Origin of the sequence: Actinoplanes missouriensis 431 (assembly GCF_000284295.1) — a bacterium.
GTDB classification, from domain to species: Bacteria; Actinomycetota; Actinomycetes; order Mycobacteriales; family Micromonosporaceae; genus Actinoplanes; species Actinoplanes missouriensis.
In genome coordinates, this window is sequence record NC_017093.1 from 3763499 (window position 1) to 3784497 (window position 20999).

Sequence of the window (20999 nt, forward strand, 5' to 3'; positions counted from 1 at the left end):
GCCGTGAAGATCGGTGTGCTCGAGTGGGTCGCTCGGCGGCGTGTGCTGGTGCTGGCCGCGAGTCTGGTGGTGGTTGCCGTCTTCGAGGTTCTGCACGAGGTCACCGAGATCGGCGACGTGTGGTTCCTCGTCCTCGCGGCGCACGCTTTTCTGATGATCGGGCTCATCGTGTACTCCGGGACCGCCACCCGGCTCTACCACCCGCCGCTGCTCGTCGCCCGTCCTGACGTGCCCGCCTTCGACGTGCCGGCCAGCCCCGGCCCGGTTCTGGCCGCGGCCGGGTTCACGATCGCCGGCGCGAAGATGGGGATCGGCACCGGCCGGGACGTGGTGGCCGGGGTGGACGTCGCGTTCGGCGCGCCCCTCCTGGCGCTGTGGCTCGTGCTGATCGTGGCTCTCTGGGTCGCCGCGCTGGGCCGGAACGGTGTTCGGCTGCGCCCGGACGGCATCGTCGACCGGCAGATCTTCGGGAGCCTCTTCGTGCCGTGGGAGGCGCTGTCCACTCCGCACGCGGCGTACGCTGCCGACCCGTACCGGATCTCGCTCTTCCTGGCGCACCCGGAGCGCACCCGCCGGCGCGGCCTGCGCGCCGGGAAGCGGACGATGCTGCCGGCCACCGGCGTCGACGCGGAGCTGCTGGCCCGCGCCATCCACGAGTACGCGAACCGGCCCGACCTGCGCGATGCCATCGGCTCGCCGGACGAACTGAACCGCTTCCTGGCCGTCACGCCGGTCCGCGGGGCCCGCGCGGCGTCGTGAGAAGACCATAAGTCGTGAGAAGACCATAAGTCGTGAGAAGACCATAAGTCGTGAGAAGACCATAGGTCGTGAGAAGGCCATAATCGGACGCATGACGTATCCGCCGCCGCTCTACCACGGTTCCGAGGGTGAGGTTTCCGCGACCCACCGCCGCGCCGATGCCGCGCCCGAGCTCGTCTATCCGAACGGGACCCGCATCCACTACCTCTCCACCGGGGAGTCGACAGGTGGGCTGTTCGGCCTCTACCGCTGGGAGTGCGGGCCGGACGTGACAGGCCCCGAGCCGCACTTCCACCACACCCTGTCCGAGTCGTTCTACATCCTGTCCGGGGTGATGAACATCTATGACGGCAGCCGGTGGATCGAGGCCGAGCCCGGCGACTACGTGCACGTCCCGCCGGGCGGCATCCACGCGTTCAAGAACCGGTCCGGCGCACCGGTGTCGATGCTGCTGCACTTCTCGCCGGGCGCGCCGCGGGAGGGCTACTTCGAGGGCCTGACCCGAGTGGCGGAGATGACAGAGGCCGAGCGTACGGCCTTCTACCTGGAGCATGACAACATCTGGCAGTGACGAACGCGAACCCGCTCGTGCTGATCTCGCCCGCCATGGGGATCGGATCGAGGTACTACCGCCCGCTCGTGCAGGAGTTCGAGGCCCGGGGCTGGTCGGCGACCGCGCTGCCGCGCCGCGGGTTCGAGACGGGTGATCCGCGGGCGTCGCGGGAGCACGACTGGTCGTACGGTGACGAGATCGACGAGATGGCCCGGGCGGTGGACGCCGCGCGGGCCGGGGCGCCCGGCCGTCCGGTGATCCTTCTCGGGCACAGTCTCGGCGCGCAGATCGCGGCGGGACACCAGCTCAGCAGGGTTCCGGCGGACGGGGTCGTCACGGTCGGTGGCTGCCTGCCGTACCACCGGGACTACCCGTGGGGTGGCCCGCATCTCCTGCTGATGGGCGGGGTGATCGTGCCGGCGCTCACCGGCCTCTTCGGTCACCTGCCGAAACCCGCGTTCGGCGGCCCCGGCGCGCGCACGCTGATGCGCGAGTGGGCCCGGATGGCGGTCACCGGCCGCACACCGTTCCCGTCCACCGGAACGGTCGGCTCGCCGTCACTGGTGATCGCGCTGGAGGGCGACCGGCTGGCGCCGCCGGCCGCGGTGGACCGCTTCGCCACCCGCCTTTTCACCGCCGGAAGCGTGACGAGCTGGCTCTACCGTCACGAGGACGTCCCTGAGGGCGCGAGCAACGATCACATCTATTGGGTACGCACCCCGGCGCCCGTCGTCGACCAGGTGATCAGCTGGTCGGTGGCGGCCTCGCTGTGCTCTCCCACTTCTAAGCTATAGCCGAGGTGGGGCCTTGCCGCAAGACCGGGGGGATCGCGCAGAATCGCCCGGTCTGCGAACGAGAGGACGGTGGGCGGGTGTCCCGCTACGTCGTGAACCTGGAAGAGCTCGGCCTGGATGAGACCGGCCGGGCCGAATCCGGTGGCAAGGCCGCGCACCTCGGTGAGCTGTCCCGGATCGGCGGCATCCGGGTTCCGCCCGGCTTCTGCGTGACGACCGGCGCCTTCGAGCGGGTCGTGGCGGCCACCCCGCCGATCCGGGAGCTGCTGGGCCGGCTGGCGAAGGCCGGCCCGGACGACCGGGAGGCGATCCGGGTGCTCAGCGCGGGGCTGCGCCTCGCCGTCGAATCGGCCGATCTGCCGGACGACCTGACCGCCGAGATCAGCGACAGGGCCGGTGACGAAACCGCGTGGGCCGTGCGGTCCAGTGCGACGGCCGAGGACTCGGCGGCGGCGTCGTTCGCGGGACAGCACGACACGTACCTCAATGTCATCGGCCCGGCGGCGGTCCTCGACGCCGTCCGCCGCTGCTGGGCCTCACTCTTCGCCGAGCGGGCCCTGACCTACCGGCTGAGCAACCGAAACACCGACCGGGCCGACGACGCGGGCCTCGGCCTGCGGATGGCCGTCGTCGTGCAGCGCATGGTCCTCCCTCGGGCGGCCGGGATCCTCTTCACCGCCGACCCGGTCACCGGCAACCGCCGGATCACCTCGATCGACGCCGGGTTCGGCCTCGGCGAGGCGCTGGTCTCCGGGCTGGTGAACGCGGACGTCTACCGGGTCCGCGACGGCGCGGTCATCAGCCGCACGATCGCCACGAAACGCCTCGCCATCCACGCCGTGCCGTCCGGCGGGACCGAGCACCGGGAGATCGAGCCGGACCGCCGGGAGCGCCGGGTGCTGACCGATGCCGAGATCATCGACCTGGCCGCCCTGGGCCGGCGGATCGAGGAGCACTTCGGCGCTCCGCAGGACGTCGAGTGGTGCCTGGACGACGACGGGTTCGCGATCGTGCAGAGCCGTCCGATCACCACCCTCTTCCCGATCCCGGAGACAGCGGACGACAACCCCCATGTGTACGTCTCCGTCGGTCACCAGCAGATGATGACCGAGGCGATGAAGCCCCTGGGACTGTCGGTGTGGAAGCTGACGTCGCCGGGGCACATGGTGGACGCGGGTGGCCGCCTGTTCGTCGACGTCACGCCGAGGCTGGCGTCCCCGGCGGTCGGTGCGGCCATGGTGCGGATGCTGGGCCGCTCGGATCCGCTGATCGGCGACGCCTTGCAGGCGATCCTCGACCGGGACGGCTTCCTGCCACCGCCGCCGGAGTCCGGTCCCGCCGTCACGCCGCCGCCCGGTCTGCGGGAGGAGCCGATCGGGACGGACCCCGCCGTGGTGGCCGAGCTGATCGCGACCCGCGAGGCGTCCCTCGCCGAGCTGAAGCGGGCGATCCGGGACCTGACCGGGACCGCGTTGCTCGACTTCGTCACGGCGGACATCCAGGGCATCCGGCAGATCCTGTTCGACCCGCGGAACATGCCGGCAATCATGGCGGGGATGGAGGCGGCCTGGTGGCTCAACGAGAACCTGGAGACCTGGCTCGGTGAGCGCGGCGCCGCCGACACGCTCAGCCTGTCCGCGCCGGACAACGTCACCGCGGAGATGGGGCTGGCGCTGCTCGACGTGGCGGATGTGATCCGCCCGTACCCCCGGGTGGTGGCGCTTCTGACGGACGCCGGGGACGACGGCTTCCTGGACCGGCTGCCGGAGGTGGCGGGCGGGCCGGAAGCACGCGAGGCGATCCTGGACTACCTGGACAGGTACGGGATGCGTTGCGTCGGCGAGATCGACATCACCCGGCCGCGGTGGAGCGAGCACCCGGCCGCGATCGTGCCGCTGATCCTCAGCAACGTGCGGAACGCCGCCCCCGGTGAGCGCGCGCGGCGATTCGAGGAGGGCCGCCGGCGGGCCGAGCGGAAGGAGGCGGAGGTGCTCGCCCGCCTTCGCGAGCTGCCCGGCGGGGCGGAGAAGGCGGCCGAGACGAAACGGATGATCGACCGGTTGCGGACGTTCATCGGCTACCGGGAGTACCCGAAGTACCACCTGGTCAGCCGCTACTTCGTCTACAAGCAGGCGCTGCTCGCCGAGGCGCGGCGGCTGGTCGCGGCCGGGGTGCTCGCCGACACCGAGGACGTCTCCTATCTGACGCTGGCGGAGTTCGCCGCGGTGGTCCGCGAGCAGCGGGTGGACACGCGGCTGCTGGCCGAGCGCAGGGCGGCGTTCGCGTCGTTCCGGTCGCTGTCCGCGCCGCGGGTGCTGACGTCCGAGGGGGAGGCCGTCACCGCCACGTACCGTCGTGACGACCTGCCGCCGGGTGCGCTGGCCGGGCTGGCGGTCTCGGCCGGAACCGTGGAGGGCCGGGCCCGGGTGGTGCTCGACATCGCGGACGCCGACTTGGAGCCGGGGGACATCCTGGTCACCGCGTACACCGATCCCAGCTGGTCGCCCGCGTTCGTCACGATCAGCGGCCTGGTGACCGAGGTGGGCGGCCTGATGACCCACGGCGCGGTGATCGCCCGGGAGTACGGCCTGCCCGCCGTCGTCGGAGTGGAGAACGCCACCAGGCTGATCACCGACGGTCAGCGGATCCGCGTGCACGGCGGGGACGGTTACCTCGAGGTCCTCTAGTCGTCGATGGCCGGCAGCGTCCGATCCGGGGACGCGCCGGCCTCGGCCGCCTGCCGGTCGGGGAAGACCCGCAGCTCGTCGCCCTCCCGCACGACTAAGGGCGTGGTCCAGCGCTCGTCCGCGGTGGGCTCCAGCACCCGGGTCGACGACCGGTCCGCGTCGTGGATCAGCACCGAGTTGATCACGGCGCCGCCGAACCCGTACTCCTGCTTCGGATGGTCGTCCGGCCCGTTCACCTCGATCACGTAGAACCGGTCGTCGAGCCACCGCCCCCACTCGCCGAGGAACACGTCCTCGCCGACCGGGGCGCCGTCGATCCAGAGCCGCCCGGTCAGCACCCGGTCGTGCCAGAGCACCGCGCGATGCCTCTCGCCGGCGCTGAACGCGACCTGGAGTCTCTCCTCCGGGCCGAGGTCGCCGTAGAACGTGTCGCACGCGCCAGGCAGCGGCCCCTCCCGGTGCACCTCACGATCATCCGGCGACCGGTCCTGCGAACAGATCTCCGGCCCCTGGCACGCCCGGTCCATCCGGCGGGTGCAGCCGAACCGTGCCGCCGCGCAGTCACGCGGTTGCGCGCGACCCAAAATCCCGATCAATTGCTCCCGGTACGCGTCATCGCCGAGCAGATATCGATACTCGTCCCGTGCCGTCGCCCGGGTGTACAGCTCGACGCCCGTCGCGGATCGGCGCAGCCAGTCCTGCCAGTGATCCATCGCGTCCCGCCAGCGCCGGGCGCCCCGCACGTGGAGAGGCTCCGGCGGCCGCAGCAGCGCCCGGATGATCTGCTCCTCACGGCTGACCGAGCGCGGGGCTTCAGCGGAGTCTCTGCGCCACCATCTCACCCGGTCATCATCGCCACCGATGTCAACGGGGATTCGCGTGCCGTGTCCGGGATCTGCCCATAAGGTGATCTTCATGAAGATGCTGGCGGGACGGTTGCACCTCAAGGAACGCGGGCTGCGGATGGAGACGGTGGACGTGCCCGAGCCAGGACCGGACGAGGTCCTCGTGAAGGTCACCGCAGCGGGCGTGTGCCTCTCCGACGTGCACCTGATCGAGGGTGGCCTGACCCCGCGGCTGCTCGACGGCGACGTGGTCACCCTCGGGCACGAGACCGCGGGGATCGTCGATCGGCTCGGCGACCGGGTGGAGGGCTGGAAGCCCGGCGACCGGATCCTGCTGCAGGCCGGTCAGCGCGACCGGCGGGGCACCGTCTACACCCGTGGCGTGGACTACGACGGCGGCTGGGCGGAGTACGCGGTGGCCCGCGCCGACACGCTCGTGGCGATCCCCGACGACCTGCCGTTCGAGCAGGCCTGCATCATCCCCGACGCGGTCTCCACGCCGTGGGCCGCGATCACCGCGACCGCGCAGGTCAAGCCCGGTGACGCGGTGGCCGTCTGGGGTGTCGGCGGGCTGGGCGCCCACGCCGTGCAGCTGCTCCGGCTGATCGGCGCGGCGCCGGTCATCGCGGTGGACCCGCTGGCACCGGCCCGGGAGCGTGCCCTCGCGCTCGGCGCCGACGTCGCGCTGGACCCGAGCGAGGCGGGCACGATCCGGGAGCTCACCGGGGGCGGGCTGGCGGTCGCGCTGGACTTCGCCGGGGTGCCCGCGGTCCGCGAGCAGGCCCTGACCGTGCTCGGACGCGGCGGGAAGCTGGTGCTGGCCGGCATCGCGAACCAGCCGGTCACGATCAGCTCGGACAGCTTCTTCAACTACCTGAAGCTCTCCATCCACGGGCACTACGGCTCCGACCCGGAGCACGTGGAGGAGTTGGTCCGGCTCGCCCGCCGGCAGCGCCTCGACCTGGCCGCCTCGATCAGCGACGTGCTCCCGCTCGCCGACGCGCCGGCCGCGGTGGAACGCCTGCAGCGCAAGGAGGGCAACCCGATCCGGCTGATCCTGCGCCCCTGACCGGGCTGCCTGCGGCCTACCCCGCACGGGCCGGGCGTTTCCGTGCTGCCCGCCCGTGCGGTCAGACGCGGGCCAGCTCCGTCGACAGGCTGACCATCGTGTCGCTCACCTCGCGCGCCTGGTCGTGCAGGTCACGCAGGAGGTCGGCGGAGCCCTCCGGGTGCCGGACCGCGCGCTCCTCGAGGTCGGCGCAGATCGCGGCGAACCGGTTCGCGCCGAGCGTCGACGACGAGCCCTTCAGGCCGTGCGCCAGCCGGGCCAGGTTACGGGTGTCGCCGGCTGCCGCGGCGTCATCCATTCTGTCGAGCACCACCGGCAGCCGGTCGGCGAAGTTGTGCAGGATCTCGGCGATCCGCTGCCGGTCGTCCGGGACCGCGCCGGCGATCGCGCCGACACAGGCCCGGATGCTGGCCGGCTCCTCGGCGTCCGAGTCGACGAGCGGGCTCTGACCGGCCAGCCGCACGTCCGCGTGGGCGGCGGCGGCCGCCAGCACGGTGTCCAGGTCGGTCTCGTTGATCGGCTTGGCGAGGAAGCCGTCCATGCCGGCCAGCCGGCTCGCCTTGCGGTCGTCGACCAGGGCGTTCGCGGTCAGCGCGACGATCCGGGGCGCGCCGTGGGCGGGCGGGTCGGCGCGGATCATGCGGGTGGCGTCCAGGCCGTCCAGGACCGGCATCTGCACGTCCATCAGGACCAGGTCGTACCGGGTACGCATGACCGCCTCGACGGCCGCCTCGCCGTCACTGACGATCTCCACACGGTGACCGCGGCGTTCCAGCAGGAGCTGGGCGACCCGCTGGTTGACCGGGTTGTCCTCGGCGACCAGCACCAGCAGCGATCGGGCCGTGGCGCTGCGGTGTGCCGGGGGAGCGCTCCGGTCGTACCCGATGAGGGTGTGGGTGGACTCGGCCAGGCGCAGGGTGACCGCGAAGGTGGAGCCGTGGCCGGGCTGGCTGTCCACGGTGATGCCGCCGTCCATCGCCTCGGCCAGTCGCTGGCTGATCACCAGGCCCAGGCCGGTGCCCTCGTAACTGCGCGCGGTCGTCGCGTCCACCTGGCTGAACGGCAGGAAGAGGCAGTCCAGCCGGTCCGCCGGGATGCCGATGCCGGTGTCCCGGACGGCCAGCCGGATCGCCACCCGGCCGCTCTGCCCGGCGGCCAGATCGGGCGCCGTCGAGACCGCCACGGTGACCGCGCCGTGCTCGGTGAACTTCACCGCGTTGCCCAGCAGGTTGACCAGGATCTGCCGGATCCGGGCCTCGTCGCCGCAGACCATCTCCGGACACTCCGGCGCGAAGTGGCTGGACAGGTGCAGGCCCTTCGCGTCGGCGGTGAGCGCCACCAGGTTCATCGCCTGCTGCACGCACGCCCGCAGCACGAACGGCCGCTCGTCCAGGGTCAGCTCGCCCGCCTCGATCTTGGAGAAGTCCAGCACGTCGTTGATGATGACCAGCAGCGACGCGCCGCTCGCGTGCACGGTCTCCACCAGCTCCCGCTGCCGGTCGTCCAGATCGGTCTCCATCAGCAGACCGGTCATGCCGATCACCGCGTTCATCGGGGTACGGATCTCGTGGCTCATGGTCGCCAGGAACGCCGACTTCGCGGCCGTGGCGGCCACCGCCTCGTCATGCGCGGCCAGGATCGCGCTCATCGACGTGTTCACCGCCTGCGCCATCTGCGCCAGCTCGCGGGGCGACGTCACCTCCGCCCGCCGGGTCAGGTCACCCTCCGCCACCCGCTTCGCCGCCGCGGTGATCTGCTTCGTCGGCTGGGTGATCTTCTTGGTGATCCAGCGGGCGCAGAGCGCGACGAGCACCGACGTGGCCACCACGAACCACAGGATCAGCCAGCGGGTGTTCTGCGCGCTGTCCCGGCTCTGCGCCAGCTTGCCGGCCAGCTCCGCCTCCTCGTGCTGGTGCATTTCGCTGACCAGCGGGAACAGCAGGCTGACATCACCCTGCGGCGCGGTGATCCGCTCCTCGACCAGCGGTTCCAGACGGTTCAGCAGCTCCTGGTGGGTGGTGTCGCCGGCGGCCGCCGTACGGACGTCCCGCAACCGCCGCTCGACGGTCGCCGCGGTGCCCTCGAACGCGTCCACCCACTCGGCGCTCGGCGGATCCTGGCGACTGCGGGACACCCGGTCGAGGGCGTGGATCGCGTCACCGAGGCCGCCGATCTGACCGAGCAGCACATGCGAGTGACGCAGCGGCGCCTGACTCTCCACCAGGCTGCCGATCCGGACGTAGGCGCTGATCCCGACGACCGCCAGGGCGACGAGGGCAAGAAGGAAACCGGCCGCCAGCATCCGGCCTACGGTCCACCGGGACATGAGACTCACTCTAGGTTTTTGTGGTCGATCTGGTGGGCGTATCCGTTGTACGGGGTGACGGTTAGGTTACGCTGGGTGAATAGCTAGGGGGCGGCGATGACGTCGGTGCTGGTGGTGGACGACGATCCCACGATCCTGCAGATCGTGGAGACGGTGCTGCGGTCGGGTGGGCTCGACGTGGACACCCGTAGCACCGGACGGGACGGGCTGGTCGCCGCGCATGAGCGGCTTCCCGACTGTGCGGTGCTCGACGTCAGCATGCCGGACATGACCGGGCTCGAGGTGTGCCGGGCGCTGCGGGACGACGTGGAGACCGCGGACATCCCGATCCTGCTGCTCACCGGGCGGGGGCAGTGGCTCGATGTCGCGTCCGGGTTCGACGCCGGGGCGGATGATTACCTGGTGAAGCCGTTCACGGCGCAGGATCTGCTGACTCGGGTGGAGGCCCTGACCGCTCCGTTCGCCGGCTGACCGTCCCCGTCGCCGGCTGACCACGCTGCTCGCCAGCTTGCGCGCCCGTCGCGGGCTGGCTGCGCCCGTCGCGGGCTGGCTGCGCCCGTCGTTGGCTGACTGCCCCCTCGCGGGCTGGCCGTGCCGCTCGCCGGCTGGCCGTGCCGGCCGCGCCCGTCACCGGCTGGCCGCCCCTCGCGGGTTCGCCGTGCCGCTCGCCGGCTGGCCGTGCCGGCCGCGCCCGTCACCGGCTGGCCGTGCCCGCCATGTGCCGGTCGCGTCGCTCGCCGGTCCCGGAGTTGCGGATCTTGGAAATGGCGAGGCCGGCTGGTGCTCAGCGTTCACAAAACGGGCGCCCGGGAGCACTGCGAACCAGCCGGGCGAGGCGAGCTGGCTGTCAGTGCTCTCGAGGGCGCTCCACAAAGCACTGGGAGCCGGCCGGACCGGCTGGTCGACAGTGGCAGCGCTGGGAGCCGGCCGGACCGGCTGGTCCATAGTGCTTGCAGCGCTTCCTCAGCGTGCGCTCAGCCGCGGTTATGGATGCTGTGGGCCGTGACATCCATGATCCACGGTTTACACCTGACCATTCCCGAGCTGGCCGTCATAGTGGGCTCGATCGTGCTGGTGCTGGCCCGGTGGCTGCCGCCGGCCGCCCGTGGCCGCGCCGCTGTCGGCGCTTCGGTGGTGGCGCTCGCCGGCGCCGCCGGAACACTGCCGGAACCGCGCTGGCAGATCCTGATGGTGCTGGCCGCTGATCTTCTGATCGGGGCGGCGACCGGCGCGGCCTGGCTGCTGGGCCGCCGCAGGGCACGGCGCGGCGCCGGGCATACCGGGCAGCGCGGCGACGGCTCCGGCGAATGGCGCGGCGACGGGCCCGACGGCCAGCGCGGCGACGCGTCCGGCGAGCGGCGCGGCGACGGCTCCGGGGAGCAGCGCGGCGACGAGTCCGGCGAGCGGCGGGGCGACGGGTCCGGGGAGCGGGGCGCGGGGCGGCGTGACGGCGGTGGGGTTCGGGCTCGGTGGTGGGTGGCGCTGCCGGGGTCGCTGCTCTGCGCCGCCCTCGTGCTCGGCGGCGGCGTCGCGGCATGGGCGCTGCCCATCCCCGCGTTCCCGGAGCCGTCCGGCCCGTCCTCGGTCGGCACCACGGTGCTGCAGTGGACCGATCAGAGCCGCGAGGAGCCGGCGACCAGGGACGATGCTGACCGCCGTACCGTGGTGGTGCAGTTGTGGTATCCGGCGCAGGGCGCCGGCGCGGACCGCGCGCAGTATCTCGGACGCACCCGCCGGGAGGCGGACGTCGTCGCCGGAGCGGTGGCCGGTTACCTCGGGGCGCCCGGTTTCCTGCTCGACGGACCGACCCGCGCGCGCACGCACGCGGTGACCGGAGCGGCGCCGGCGGAGGGGCGCTTCCCGGTCGTGGTCTTCTCGCCGGGGCTCGGCGGGGTGCGCACCCAGAACACGGCGTGGGCCGAGGACCTGGCGAGTCGAGGGTACGTCGTCGCGGGCGTCGACCACCCCTACGACTCGGCGGCGGTGGTGCTCGACGACGGCCGTACCGTGAAGACGCGGATCGCGGCGACCGGCGACCGGGCCGAGGGCGAGCGGCTGCGGACCGCCTGGACGGCGGTGCGGGCGGAGGACCTGCGCTTCGTGCTCACCCAGCTCGGCCGCCTGGACTCCGGTGAGATCGCCGGGCCGTTCGCCGGGCGGCTGGACACGGCGCGGGCGGCGGCGACCGGGCATTCGATCGGTGGCGCGGCCGCCATGGAGGCCGCCGCGGACGATCCACGGTTCACCGCGGCGATCAACATGGACGGCGGTCTCAACCCCGGTCAGGGGCCGTTGCGCCAGCCGGTTCTCGCTCTCACCCATGAGGTACGGGATCAGGCGGACGCCGAGTTCGTGGCGAAGGTGGACACCGTTCTCGGCGGTGGCGCTGCGACGAGTTACCGGCTCAGTGTGCCCGGCAGCGCCCACCTGACCTTCACCGACGCCCCGCTCTACCTGCCGCCGGTGCCGGCGCTCGTCGGGTCCCTCGGCGGGTCCGGCAGTGTGCGGATGACCGAGGCGACGACTGCCGCGTTCCTCGACGCCACGCTGTCCGGCCGGGCCGTGGACCTGCGTGCGAGGCTCGCCGAGTACGGGACCCTGTCCGTTCACGATCACTGAGAATCGGCTACCGGGGGAGGGTGGCGCACAGGTACGGCGTACCCCGCAATGTTTCGACGGCGACGTGACCGCCGTGCCTGCCCACCACCGCCCGGGCCAGCATCAGCGCCATGGCGTTGCCCTGGCCGCCGCCGCCCGTGAACAGCCTGTCGGTGGGCTGTTCCGGCGGCAGGCGGAACGCGACCTGCCAGTGCCCGTCCACCACGGCCACCTCGATCGTGCCGTCGCCGCCGAGGGCGCGGACGGCCGCCAGCAGCCGCCGGAACGCCTGACCGAGCCGCTCCCGATCACCCGTGAAAGAGCCGCCCGTGACAGAGCCGCTCGTGAACAAGTCACCCGAGGCCGCAGCGGAAGCCGAGGCCGCAGCGGAAGCCGAGGCCGCCGCGGAAGCCGAGGCCGAGCCGCCGCCGGCCACCTCAGCCACCAGCTCCGGCAGATCGAACGGCACCTGATCAAGCTGGATCGTCCCGTTCTCGATCCCGCTGATCATGGCGATTTCGCCGACCACGTCGTCGATCCGGCGCAGATTGCGGGAGAGGATCGGCAGCACGTCGTCCAGCGCGGGGTCGCCGGTCTGCTCGGGCAGCAGCCCGATCACGGCCAGCGCCGCCGCGAGCGGGGTGCGCAGTTCGTGCAGCAGGGCGCTGACCAGCTCGGTCTTGGAGGCGGTCAGTTCGGCGAGGGCGCGGTTCTGCTGCCGCTGCCGGTCCCGGTCGTGCCCAGTCGGCAAAGAGGACTCCTGCGGATCAGTGAACGGCCACAATGCGAACATGAGCACAGTAACGGGGCAAAGCCGGTCCAAACGGCGCGTTCGATGGATCGGCGCGGCGATCGTGCTGGTCGCCGCGGTCGCCGGCGGGATCACGCTGGCCGTGGCGGGGGAGGAGACCACCACGACGATCAAGGTGGTCACCGTGGCGGTGGACCGCGGCGAGGTGACACTCGACGTCGCGACCACCGGGACCGTCGAGCCGGCCACCACCCGGAGCCTGGCGTTCGCGACCGGCGGCACTGTCGCGTCGGTCGCCGTGCGGGCCGGGAACAAGGTCGAGGCGGGGGACCAGCTCGCCGTCCTGGACAAGACCGACGCCACCGAGGACGTGACCGGCGCGCGGGAGAAGCTCGCCGACGCGCAGGCGCGGCTCGCGGACGCCGGCGACAACGCGGCGGCCGCCACCGCGAGCGCGACCGCGTGCGCCGTTGCCACTCCCACCGCCGCGCCGGTGGTCGCGGCCGGTCAGCCGTCGGCGCCCGTCGTGGCGGCCGCCACCACGGCGGCCACCCCCTGCGCCACCCGCGGGTTCCCGAACACCGGCAGTGACCAGGTGCTCAGCGCCGAGCAGGCGGTCAACAACGCCGTGGTGCAGCTGGAGAAGGCCGCGGAGGCCCTGGCCGGGACGGTGATCAAGGCGCCGATCGCCGGGACCGTGGTGTCGATCGCCGGCAGCGTGGGCGACCAGGTCAAGGCGGGGTCCACGTTCATCGGGCTGGCCGACACGTACGACATGCAGGTCTCCGCGGACTTCCCGGAGGCGGACGCCGGTTCGCTGGCGAAGGGGCAGACCGGCACGGTGACGCTGGCCGACTCCGACGAGTCCTACGACGCGAAGGTGGTGCAGGTCGATCCGGTCGGCACCTCCGACGGCACGCTGGTCCGCTACGGGGTCCTGCTCGCGTTCACCGACGCGCCGTCCGAGCTGCTGGTCGGGCAGAGCGCCCAGGTCCAGGTACGGACCGGCGAGGTCACCGCCGCGATCCGGGTCCCGTCGACGGCGGTGCACGACGTGGCCGGCGAGTCCGGGACGGTGCTCGTCCGCGGCGGCGAGGGCTCGGTGGAGCGGACCGTGACGGTCGGCCTGCGCGGCGACCAGTACACCGAGATCACCGACGGGCTGACCGAGGGCGAGCTGGTGGTGCGATCGTGGTGACCGGATCGTGGTGACCGGATCATGGCGAACAAGCCACCACGAACCGGTACTACCGGACAGAATGCAGATGTGAAAGCGCTTCGTCGTCCCAGTACGGCCGTGAACGCCCTGCTGGCGCTGCTCATCGTCGGCGCCGCGTTCTGGGGCTGGACCCTGCTCTCGGACACCGACTCGGACACCGAGGCGAATGCCTCCGGCCTGCGCACCGTCGCCGTCGAGCAGGGCACCGTCACGAAGACCGTGACCGCCGACGGCAGCGTGGAGAGCGCCTCGACGGCCACCGCCACGTTTGCCACCTCGGGCACCGTCACCGGCATCAAGGTGAAGGTCGGTGACAAGGTCAGTTCGGGTCAGCTGCTGGCACAGGTGGACGCCACCGACGCCGAGCGGTCCCTGGACCTGGCCGAGGCCAACCTGGACGCCGCCCGGGACGCGCTGGACCGGGCGCAGGACGCCGGCACCGACACGAGCAGCGCGACGAACGAGGTCACCCAGGCGGAGCTGAGCGTCGACGAGGCGCAGGCCGCTGTCGCGGGCACGAAGCTGACCGCCCCGATGGCCGGCACGGTGACCGCGGTGAACGGCACGCTGGGCGGCTCCAGCAGCGGCCAGTCGGAGAGCGGCAGCGGCTTCGTGGACCTCGCTGACCTGACGAGACTGCAGGTCACCGCCGCGTTCTCGGAGGCCGACGCGACCGAGCTCAAGGAGGGCCAGTCGGCCACGATCGCCTGGAACGCGCTGCAGGGCGCGGAGACCACCGGTCAGGTCGTCGCCGTCGACCCGGCCGCGACGACCACGAACAGCGTGGTCACCTACGGCGTCACGGTCAGCCTGCCCCACCCGCCGTCCGGCGCGAAACCCGGCCAGACCGTCGCGGTCTCGGTGATCACCGGCAACGTCGAGAACGTCGTTGCGGTCAACTCGGCGGCGGTCACCACCACCGGCAACCGGCACACCGTCACGGTGCTCGGCACGACCAACGGGCAGGAGACGCGACAGGTTCAGGTGGGGCTGGAGGGCGATGACACGTACCAGATCGTCTCGGGCCTCACCGCCGGGGAGCGCGTGGTGATCCCGACCTCGGCCACGACGTCCACCTCGACCACCACCGGCCGCACCGGCGGCGGGCTGGGCACCGGCGGTGGCGGACTCACCGGTGGCGGTGGCGGCGCACCGCCGGGCGGGCGCTGACCCATGGCGAATCGGCCGGTCCTGGACGTCCGCTCGATCACCAAGGTGTACGGCGACGGCGACACCACCGTGCGTGCCCTCGACGACGTGTCGCTGCGGGTGGGACACGGCGAATACGTGGCGATCATGGGCTCGTCCGGCTCCGGGAAGTCCACCCTGATGAACATCCTGGGCTGCCTGGACGTGCCGACGACCGGCACCTACCTGCTGGACGGCGTGGACGTGAGCCGGCTCAGCGACTCCCAGCTGGCCCTGGTCCGGAACCGGCTGATCGGCTTCGTCTTCCAGGCGTTCAACCTGATCCCGCGGACCAGCGCCGCGGCGAACGTGGAGCTGCCGCTCGCGTACTCCGGGATGCGGGCCGCCGAACGCCGCCGCCGCGCGCTCTTCTCCCTCGACCTGGTCGGCCTCGCGGACCGGGCCGGCCACGAGCCCAACCAGCTCTCCGGTGGCCAGCAGCAGCGGGTCGCGGTGGCTCGCGCGCTGGTCACCGAGCCGGCTCTGCTGCTCGCCGATGAGCCGACCGGCAACCTGGACAGCCACGCGACCGAGGAGGTGCTCGCCGTGTTCGACGACCTGAACGCGGCCGGCCGGACGATCGTCCTGATCACCCACGAGAACGAGGTGGCGGCGCGCGCCGACCGGCTGATCAGGCTCTTCGACGGGCACGTCGTGGAGGACGCGCGAGTCGGGCGGCACGCGGCATGAACTTCGCGGAGATCGTGCGCTTCGCGCTGCGCGGGATCGGCGCCAACAAGCTGCGCTCGGTCCTCACCATGCTCGGCATCCTGATCGGTGTGGCGGCCGTGATCCTGCTGGTCGCCGTCGGCAACGGCTCCGCGCAGTCGATTTCCGACCGGATCGAGGCGCTCGGCACCAACACGCTCACCGTGATGAGCACCAGTCGCGGGACCGGCGGCCTCACCCCGGAGGTCGCCGAGGCGCTCGATGATCGGGTGCTCGCCCCCGACGTCGCCTCCGTCTCGCCGGTCGTCAGCACCTCGGCCACGATGACCTACGAGGGCGCCGAGCACGAGATCAGCTCGTTCGTCGGGACCACGCCCGGCTGGTTCACCGCCTCGAACTTCCCGGTCGAGTCCGGCGCCGCCTTCACCGCCGACGACGAGGCGCAGGCCCGCCGGGTCGTGGTGATCGGCCAGACCGTCGCCGAGGAGCTGTTCAGCGGCGTCGACCCGGTCGGCAGGCAGGTCACCGTCGGGGGAGCGCTGTTCACGATCACCGGCGTGCTGCAGGAGAAGAGCTCGTCCGGATTCCAGGACGCGGGCGACACCGCGGTCGCGCCGATCAGCGCGGTCCAACAGGTCCTCTCCGGGTACGGGGCACTCAGCTCCATCCTCGTCGAAGCGCGCGACGCCGGCATGGTGGACACCGTCCAGTCCGAGATCACCACGATCCTGAACCAGCGGGCCGGTGCGGACACCTACCGCATCCAGAACGCGTCGCAGCTGCTCGAGACGCAGACCGAGACCGCCGACACGTTCACCACGCTGCTCGGCGCGGTCGCCGCGATCAGCCTGCTCGTGGGCGGCATCGGGATCACGAACATCATGCTGGTGACGGTCACCGAACGTACCCGGGAGATCGGCATCCGCAAGGCACTCGGCGCGCCCCGGCGGGTGATCCTCAGCCAGTTCCTCATCGAGGCCACCCTGCTGAGTGTTATCGGTGGAGGGCTGGGAGTCGCAGCCGCCGTGATCGGCAGCCGCTTCGAGATCGTCGGCGTGCAGCCGGTGATCGTGCCCAGTTCGGTCGCGCTCGCCCTGGGCGTCTCCGTGCTGATCGGACTCTTCTTCGGCGGCCTGCCCGCCGCCCGCGCCGCCCGGCTCCGGCCGATCGACGCCCTGCGCTACGAGTGAGGACCTGTGACCCCAGCGAACGACGACACCGAGGTGCTGCCCCGCGCCATCGACGACCCGCCCCCGTCATCGCCCGACGGCGATCTGAACAGCGCCATCGCCGCCGCCGCGCCGAAACGCTGGTGGAACCGCACCACCCTGGCACTGATCGGCCTGGTCCTCGCGATCGGCGGTTTCCTCGGCGGCGTGCAGGCCCAGGAGCGCTGGGGCTCGGACTCCACCGGCGGAGGCGCCGTTCCCCGCAACGCGGGCATGCCGAGCGGCGGCTTCGGCGGCAACCGTCCCGCGGCGGCGGCCGGCACGTCGGGAACGGTCAAGCTGGTCGACGGGAGCACGCTTTACGTGCAGACGGCGGAGGGCGAGACCATCACGGTACGCACGAGCGGCACCACCGCCGTGAAGCTGGCCCGGACGACGACGCTGGATCAGTTGTCCACCGGCCAGCAGGTGACAGTGCAGGGCCAGACCGACGGCGAGGGCGTGGTGACGGCGACAACCGTGACTGCCGGCTGACCCGCACCCGTCACGGGCGGCCGCGGTGGCGGCGGACCAGGACGAAGGCGAGCGCCGCCGCGAACGCGTCCACCGTGATCAGCAGCCCGGGCCAGTCGAAGAGCAGCATCACCAGCGGCACGGCGAGGAACAGCAGCACACAGAGCACCGGAATCGTCGGGAACGCCACCTCGCCGCCGCCCGGCTCGAACTGCTGCTCCAGGTCGGCGAGGATGCGGCGCTCATCATCGTCGAGCATCGATCCCCTCTCCGGAGTATCGACAAGCTTAAACCTCCGCGAGGGCCGGCAGGAGGGCGGCGAGCAGGGCGATCCGCTCACTCACCCCGGATTTCGACACCCATTCGGTACGGGCGTGAGCACCCCCGCCCCGCGGAGCGAGCCCGTCCACGGTCGGCACGCCGAGCGCTCCCGTGGTGTTGGTGTCCGCCGCCCCGTCCGCGGGCCGGCCGTCCAGCGGCTGACCGATTCCGGTCGCCACCGCACGGATCCGGTCCAGCAGCGCCGATCCGCCCGGCTGCCAGGTGGGCCGGTGCGACAGCAGTTCCGCGGCGACCCGCGCCTTCGCCCGCACCGGCCGCAGCCCCCGCAGCAGTCCGAGCACCGCCTCCTCGTCCGCCGGGTCGGCGAACCGCAACCCGAGATCGGCGTGCGCCTCGCCGGCCACCACGTTGGTCCGCCCGCCACCGGCGATCGTCCCGGTGTTGAGCAGCACCGGCCGGTCGGCGACCCCCGCCCGTACCCGCAGAAGCTGGTCGATCAATTCGTCGATCGCGTTGGCCCCGGCGTCCGGGTCGAGCGCCGCGTGCGCCTCCACCCCGGTCACCGTGATCCGCGCGCGGGTGCTGCCCCGGCGCCCGGTCTTCAGGTCGCCGCCCGGATGCGGCGGCTCCAGCCCGAGCACCGCCGCGGCCCGTCCCGCCTCCGAACGGACCAGGTCACCGGCGGTGGGCGAGCCGACCTCCTCGTCCGCCACCACGATCACCCGAATCTCCGGGTGCGGACCGGTCATCCCGGTCACGGCTGCCAGGAGCGCGGCGATCCCGGCCTTCGTGTCGTAGACGCCCGGCCCCCGGATCACGTCACCCTCGATCGACCACGGCATCGTGGCGAGCGTGCCCACCGGCCAGACCGTGTCGTAGTGGCTGAGCAGCAGAATCGGTCCCCGCGCGGTCCCGCTGGCAGGCAGGCTCCAGAGCAGATGATCCCGCTCGCGGGTCACCGTGAGACCGGCCCGCACAGCGTCCGCCTCGAGCACCTCCGCCAGCGCCGCCAGTGCCGGCGCGTCCCCGGTGGGCGACTCCAGCAGTGTGTACCGGTGCAGCGCTTCAAGAGCGGCAGCTGTCATATCCGGAACCTAAGTTGCGCCTTCCCGGTTGTCAACGTGCTGGTATACGGTCAATGTGGCAAGGATACGATCGCTATCCTAGGCACCCGGAGGTGCTCATGGCAGAGATCCGCAGCCTGGACGGGCTCGCCGAGCAGAAGGCAGCCGCCCGCCTCTACCGCTCCGTCTTCGGATACGTCGAGCCCGAGTGGGGGCTCAGCCCGCGCCTGCTCGCCGCGCTCCGGGAGAACTCCGGGACGGCCATCGGCGCGTTCGACGAGGACGGCACGCTGATCGGTTTCTGCTACGGGTTCACCGCGGTCGAGGCCGGCGAGATCTACCACTACAGCCAGGCGGCGGTGGTCGCGCCGGGCGCGCAGGGCGGCGGCATCGGGCGCCGGCTGAAACAGGCGCAGGCCGCCGTCGCGCGCGACACGGGGGCGCGATCCATGCGGTGGACCTTCGATCCGTACGCGTTGCGCAACGCCCATTTCAACCTGATGGTCCTGGGCGCCACCGGCATCCGGTTCCACCCCGATTTCTATGACGAGCCGGACACCGATCGGATCGTCGTCAGCTGGGATCTCACCGGAGCGCCGCCCGCTCGTACCGGAATGGCGGAAAGCGTGGTGACACCCGCGAGTGACCGGATCGCCGCGCCCGACCCGGCGGATCGCAGCCGGCTGCGGTGGCGATTGGCCGACCATTTCGGGGCCGGCCGCCGGCTCGTGGCGGTGACCCGCGCCGGGGACGCCGTCACCTACGCGTTCGAGAATGGCGAACCGTGACCTCCACTCCCTCCGAGCGTTTCGACCGCAACGTGCAGCGCCGTTCCGCGCAGTTGCTCAAACAGCGGGTGCTCGACCAGCAGCGCGTCGAATTCGAGAAGGCCCTCGCCTGGGCCGCCGAGCAGGACGCCATCGAACGCGCGGCCGCCCTGATCGTCTCCGCCCGGCGTCGCTATCTGCTCGGGCACGGCAAATCCTTCGGGTACGCGTCGCTGCTCGGCGCGGATCTGAGCGCCGGCCTTTCCGGGGTGCACGTGGTCGACGGCGCGGCGTTGCGTTCTCTCGACGTGCTCAGCGACATCCGGCAGGGCGATCTGCTCGTCGCCGTGTCGCTCTCGCGGTACCGCCGGGAGACCGTCGACATCGCGTCCGCCTACGTCCGGCAGGGCGGTGACCTGGTCCTCGTCACCGACGCCGAGGACGCGCCGCTCGCTCCGCTGGCCAAGGCCAGAATCGTTGCCGGCGCCGATTCCGCCTCCTACGCCAATTCGCCGGCGTCGATCGTCCTGGCGCTGCATCTGCTCGCCACCCTGACCATCGCCAGTTCCAAGGGCGCCGGCCGCCGCCTGCGAGAACGCGACGCCCTGGCCCGCGAACTCGGCCTGTACACGGGAGAATGATGAGGATTTCGCTGCGCCGGGTGCGGCTGCCGCTGGTCCACGAATTCCGGACCAGTTCGCACGCCAAACGGTTCCTGGACCACATCCTGGTGACGTTCGAAACCGCGGACGGCGCCGAGGGCTGGGGCGAGATCGCCTCACCGAGCGGCCCGTTCTACGCGGCCGAGACGGTCGATTCCTGCTGGGCGGTGTCCCGCGATTTCCTGGCGCCCCTCGTCCTGCAGACGAAATGGGACCACCCCGCGGAGCTGGCCGCCGCGATGAGCCGGGTGCGCGGCAACCATTTCGCCCGGGCCGGTTTCGACGTTGCTGCCTGGTCGCTCTTCACGGGCAGGTCCGGCATCCCGCTTTCCCAGGCCCTCGGGGGTACGCGTTCGCGCGCCGAAGCCGGAGTGTCCCTCGGCATCGAGTCCACCATCGACGAATTGCTCGCCCAGGTGTCGGCGCGGGTCGCCGAGGGCTACCGCCGGATCAAGCTGAAGATCGCCCCGGAATGGGACGTCCAGCCGGTCCGGGAGGTCCGTTCCGCATTCCCCGGCGTGCGGGTGCACGTGGACGCGAACGGCGCCTACGAGATCACCGACACCCCGATCTTCGAGGAACTCGACGCGCTCGGGCTGCTCATGATCGAACAGCCGTTCCCGCCGCGCGACCTGCTCGCCCACGTGGCGCTGCAGCGTCGGATCAGCACCCCGATCTGCCTGGACGAGTCCGTCGAGGAGGTCGCCGACCTGGCGACCGCGCTCACCCTCGGCGCCTGCCGCATCCTCAACATCAAGGTGTCCCGGATGGGCGGGCTCACCCCCGCCGTCCGCGCCCACGACCTGGCCCGCTCGGCGGACGTCGGAGTCTGGTGCGGTGGCATGCACGAGTTCGGCATCGGCCGCGCCGCGAACGTCGCCCTCAGCTCGCTGCCGGGTTTCACGCTGCCGTCCGACGTCTCCGGCTCCGACAAGTACTACGCCCGCGACGTCACCACCCACCCGATCGTCTGCACGGACGGTTACGTCGACGTGCCGTCCTCACCCGGCCTGGGCTGGGAGCCGGACCTGGCGTTCATCGAGTCGCAGACCGTCGACCGGGTGACCGTGACGTAGGGTCGCGG

At 71.9% G+C, this 20999-nt stretch carries 20 protein-coding genes; 15 read left to right on the forward strand and 5 right to left on the reverse strand.

Annotated elements, in window-relative coordinates; genetic code table 11:
- The first annotated feature begins 3 nt into the window (after positions 1 to 3).
- From AMIS_RS17690 to rph, 4 genes are all read left to right on the forward strand, one after another.
- Positions 4 to 759 (forward strand): hypothetical protein, encoded by a 756-nt coding sequence (locus AMIS_RS17690; protein WP_157434915.1) that lies wholly within the window; start codon positions 4 to 6, stop codon positions 757 to 759.
- 91 nt (positions 760 to 850) lie between these two features.
- The gene (locus tag AMIS_RS17695; protein WP_014443716.1) at positions 851 to 1330 is read left to right on the forward strand and encodes a cupin domain-containing protein; all 480 of its coding nucleotides are present in this window, start codon (positions 851 to 853) and stop codon (positions 1328 to 1330) included.
- Complete coding sequence (locus AMIS_RS17700) at positions 1327 to 2106, forward strand: alpha/beta fold hydrolase (protein WP_014443717.1); 780 nt, start codon at positions 1327 to 1329, stop codon at positions 2104 to 2106. The genes AMIS_RS17695 and AMIS_RS17700 overlap by 4 nt, the downstream gene beginning before the upstream one ends.
- A 77-nt stretch (positions 2107 to 2183) precedes the next feature.
- Complete coding sequence (gene rph / locus AMIS_RS17705) at positions 2184 to 4793, forward strand: rifamycin-inactivating phosphotransferase (protein WP_014443718.1); 2610 nt, start codon at positions 2184 to 2186, stop codon at positions 4791 to 4793.
- Here rph and AMIS_RS17710 read toward each other — a convergent pair.
- Positions 4790 to 5635 carry a hypothetical protein gene (locus tag AMIS_RS17710; RefSeq protein ID WP_014443719.1) on the reverse strand — a complete coding sequence of 282 codons (846 nt, stop codon included), beginning with the start codon at positions 5633 to 5635 and terminating at the stop codon, positions 4790 to 4792. The two genes, rph and AMIS_RS17710, sit on opposite strands and share 4 nt — an antisense overlap.
- 73 nt (positions 5636 to 5708) lie before the next feature.
- Between AMIS_RS17710 and AMIS_RS17715 the strand changes: the two genes are divergently transcribed.
- On the forward strand, positions 5709 to 6707 hold the full coding sequence (locus AMIS_RS17715; RefSeq protein WP_014443720.1) for a zinc-binding dehydrogenase: 999 nt from the start codon (positions 5709 to 5711) through the stop codon (positions 6705 to 6707).
- Positions 6708 to 6768: 61 nt separating this feature from the next.
- Here the strand turns inward: AMIS_RS17715 and AMIS_RS17720 are convergent, their stop codons facing one another.
- The gene (locus tag AMIS_RS17720) at positions 6769 to 9033 is read right to left on the reverse strand and encodes an ATP-binding protein (RefSeq protein WP_231859335.1); all 2265 of its coding nucleotides are present in this window, start codon (positions 9031 to 9033) and stop codon (positions 6769 to 6771) included.
- 96 nt (positions 9034 to 9129) lie between these two features.
- Here AMIS_RS17720 and AMIS_RS17725 point away from each other — a divergent pair, with 96 nt between their 5' ends.
- Complete coding sequence (locus AMIS_RS17725; RefSeq protein ID WP_014443722.1) at positions 9130 to 9504, forward strand: response regulator transcription factor; 375 nt, start codon at positions 9130 to 9132, stop codon at positions 9502 to 9504.
- Between the two features lie 540 nt (positions 9505 to 10044).
- On the forward strand, positions 10045 to 11652 hold the full coding sequence (locus tag AMIS_RS17730) for an alpha/beta hydrolase family protein (protein WP_051042041.1): 1608 nt from the start codon (positions 10045 to 10047) through the stop codon (positions 11650 to 11652).
- A gap of 7 nt (positions 11653 to 11659) precedes the next feature.
- Here the strand turns inward: AMIS_RS17730 and AMIS_RS17735 are convergent, their stop codons facing one another.
- Positions 11660 to 12382, reverse strand: a complete 723-nt coding sequence (locus tag AMIS_RS17735) for a sensor histidine kinase (RefSeq protein ID WP_041829864.1) — start codon at positions 12380 to 12382, stop codon at positions 11660 to 11662.
- 40 nt (positions 12383 to 12422) lie between these two features.
- Here AMIS_RS17735 and AMIS_RS17740 point away from each other — a divergent pair, with 40 nt between their 5' ends.
- From AMIS_RS17740 to AMIS_RS17760, 5 genes are all read left to right on the forward strand, one after another.
- Positions 12423 to 13580: an efflux RND transporter periplasmic adaptor subunit gene (locus AMIS_RS17740; protein WP_014443725.1), complete on the forward strand. Its 1158-nt coding sequence runs from the start codon at positions 12423 to 12425 to the stop codon at positions 13578 to 13580.
- Between the two features lie 99 nt (positions 13581 to 13679).
- Positions 13680 to 14771 carry an efflux RND transporter periplasmic adaptor subunit gene (locus AMIS_RS17745; RefSeq protein ID WP_014443726.1) on the forward strand — a complete coding sequence of 364 codons (1092 nt, stop codon included), beginning with the start codon at positions 13680 to 13682 and terminating at the stop codon, positions 14769 to 14771.
- Between the two features lie 3 nt (positions 14772 to 14774).
- Positions 14775 to 15479 (forward strand): ABC transporter ATP-binding protein, encoded by a 705-nt coding sequence (locus AMIS_RS17750; RefSeq protein ID WP_014443727.1) that lies wholly within the window; start codon positions 14775 to 14777, stop codon positions 15477 to 15479.
- Positions 15476 to 16648 carry an ABC transporter permease gene (locus tag AMIS_RS17755; protein WP_014443728.1) on the forward strand — a complete coding sequence of 391 codons (1173 nt, stop codon included), beginning with the start codon at positions 15476 to 15478 and terminating at the stop codon, positions 16646 to 16648. The genes AMIS_RS17750 and AMIS_RS17755 overlap by 4 nt, the downstream gene beginning before the upstream one ends.
- A 6-nt stretch (positions 16649 to 16654) precedes the next feature.
- Positions 16655 to 17161 (forward strand): hypothetical protein, encoded by a 507-nt coding sequence (locus AMIS_RS17760; protein ID WP_014443729.1) that lies wholly within the window; start codon positions 16655 to 16657, stop codon positions 17159 to 17161.
- Positions 17162 to 17171: 10 nt separating this feature from the next.
- Here the strand turns inward: AMIS_RS17760 and AMIS_RS17765 are convergent, their stop codons facing one another.
- On the reverse strand, positions 17172 to 17399 hold the full coding sequence (locus tag AMIS_RS17765) for a hypothetical protein (protein WP_014443730.1): 228 nt from the start codon (positions 17397 to 17399) through the stop codon (positions 17172 to 17174).
- A 28-nt stretch (positions 17400 to 17427) separates the two neighbouring features.
- Positions 17428 to 18507: a M20/M25/M40 family metallo-hydrolase gene (locus AMIS_RS17770; protein WP_014443731.1), complete on the reverse strand. Its 1080-nt coding sequence runs from the start codon at positions 18505 to 18507 to the stop codon at positions 17428 to 17430.
- A 98-nt stretch (positions 18508 to 18605) separates the two neighbouring features.
- Here AMIS_RS17770 and AMIS_RS17775 point away from each other — a divergent pair, with 98 nt between their 5' ends.
- Genes AMIS_RS17775 through menC form a run of 3 tightly spaced genes read left to right on the forward strand, consistent with a single transcriptional unit; the run spans position 18606 to position 20991 of the window.
- A complete protein-coding gene (locus AMIS_RS17775) occupies positions 18606 to 19274 on the forward strand; it encodes a GNAT family N-acetyltransferase (RefSeq protein WP_014443732.1) in 669 nt (222 codons plus the stop codon).
- Complete coding sequence (locus AMIS_RS17780) at positions 19271 to 19894, forward strand: MurR/RpiR family transcriptional regulator (RefSeq protein WP_014443733.1); 624 nt, start codon at positions 19271 to 19273, stop codon at positions 19892 to 19894. Before AMIS_RS17775 ends, AMIS_RS17780 begins: the two co-directional genes overlap by 4 nt.
- Positions 19891 to 20991: an o-succinylbenzoate synthase gene (gene menC, locus AMIS_RS17785; protein ID WP_014443734.1), complete on the forward strand. Its 1101-nt coding sequence runs from the start codon at positions 19891 to 19893 to the stop codon at positions 20989 to 20991. Before AMIS_RS17780 ends, menC begins: the two co-directional genes overlap by 4 nt.
- Positions 20992 to 20999: the final 8 nt, after the last annotated feature.

Excerpts from the sequence above, each read along its gene's own strand:
- AMIS_RS17695 (WP_014443716.1), top strand. The coding sequence starts at position 851 with ATGACGTATCCGCCGCCGCTCTACCACGGTTCCGAGGGTGAGGTTTCC.
- AMIS_RS17715 (WP_014443720.1), top strand. The coding sequence starts at position 5,709 with ATGAAGATGCTGGCGGGACGGTTGCACCTCAAGGAACGCGGGCTGCGG.
- AMIS_RS17720 (WP_231859335.1), bottom strand. The coding sequence starts at position 9,033 with ATGTCCCGGTGGACCGTAGGCCGGATGCTGGCGGCCGGTTTCCTTCTT.
- AMIS_RS17725 (WP_014443722.1), top strand. The coding sequence starts at position 9,130 with ATGACGTCGGTGCTGGTGGTGGACGACGATCCCACGATCCTGCAGATC.
- AMIS_RS17730 (WP_051042041.1), top strand. The coding sequence starts at position 10,045 with ATGATCCACGGTTTACACCTGACCATTCCCGAGCTGGCCGTCATAGTG.
- AMIS_RS17740 (WP_014443725.1), top strand. The coding sequence starts at position 12,423 with ATGAGCACAGTAACGGGGCAAAGCCGGTCCAAACGGCGCGTTCGATGG.
- AMIS_RS17750 (WP_014443727.1), top strand. The coding sequence starts at position 14,775 with ATGGCGAATCGGCCGGTCCTGGACGTCCGCTCGATCACCAAGGTGTAC.
- AMIS_RS17755 (WP_014443728.1), top strand. The coding sequence starts at position 15,476 with ATGAACTTCGCGGAGATCGTGCGCTTCGCGCTGCGCGGGATCGGCGCC.
- AMIS_RS17765 (WP_014443730.1), bottom strand. The coding sequence starts at position 17,399 with ATGCTCGACGATGATGAGCGCCGCATCCTCGCCGACCTGGAGCAGCAG.
- AMIS_RS17770 (WP_014443731.1), bottom strand. The coding sequence starts at position 18,507 with ATGACAGCTGCCGCTCTTGAAGCGCTGCACCGGTACACACTGCTGGAG.
- AMIS_RS17775 (WP_014443732.1), top strand. The coding sequence starts at position 18,606 with ATGGCAGAGATCCGCAGCCTGGACGGGCTCGCCGAGCAGAAGGCAGCC.
- menC (WP_014443734.1), top strand. The coding sequence starts at position 19,891 with ATGATGAGGATTTCGCTGCGCCGGGTGCGGCTGCCGCTGGTCCACGAA.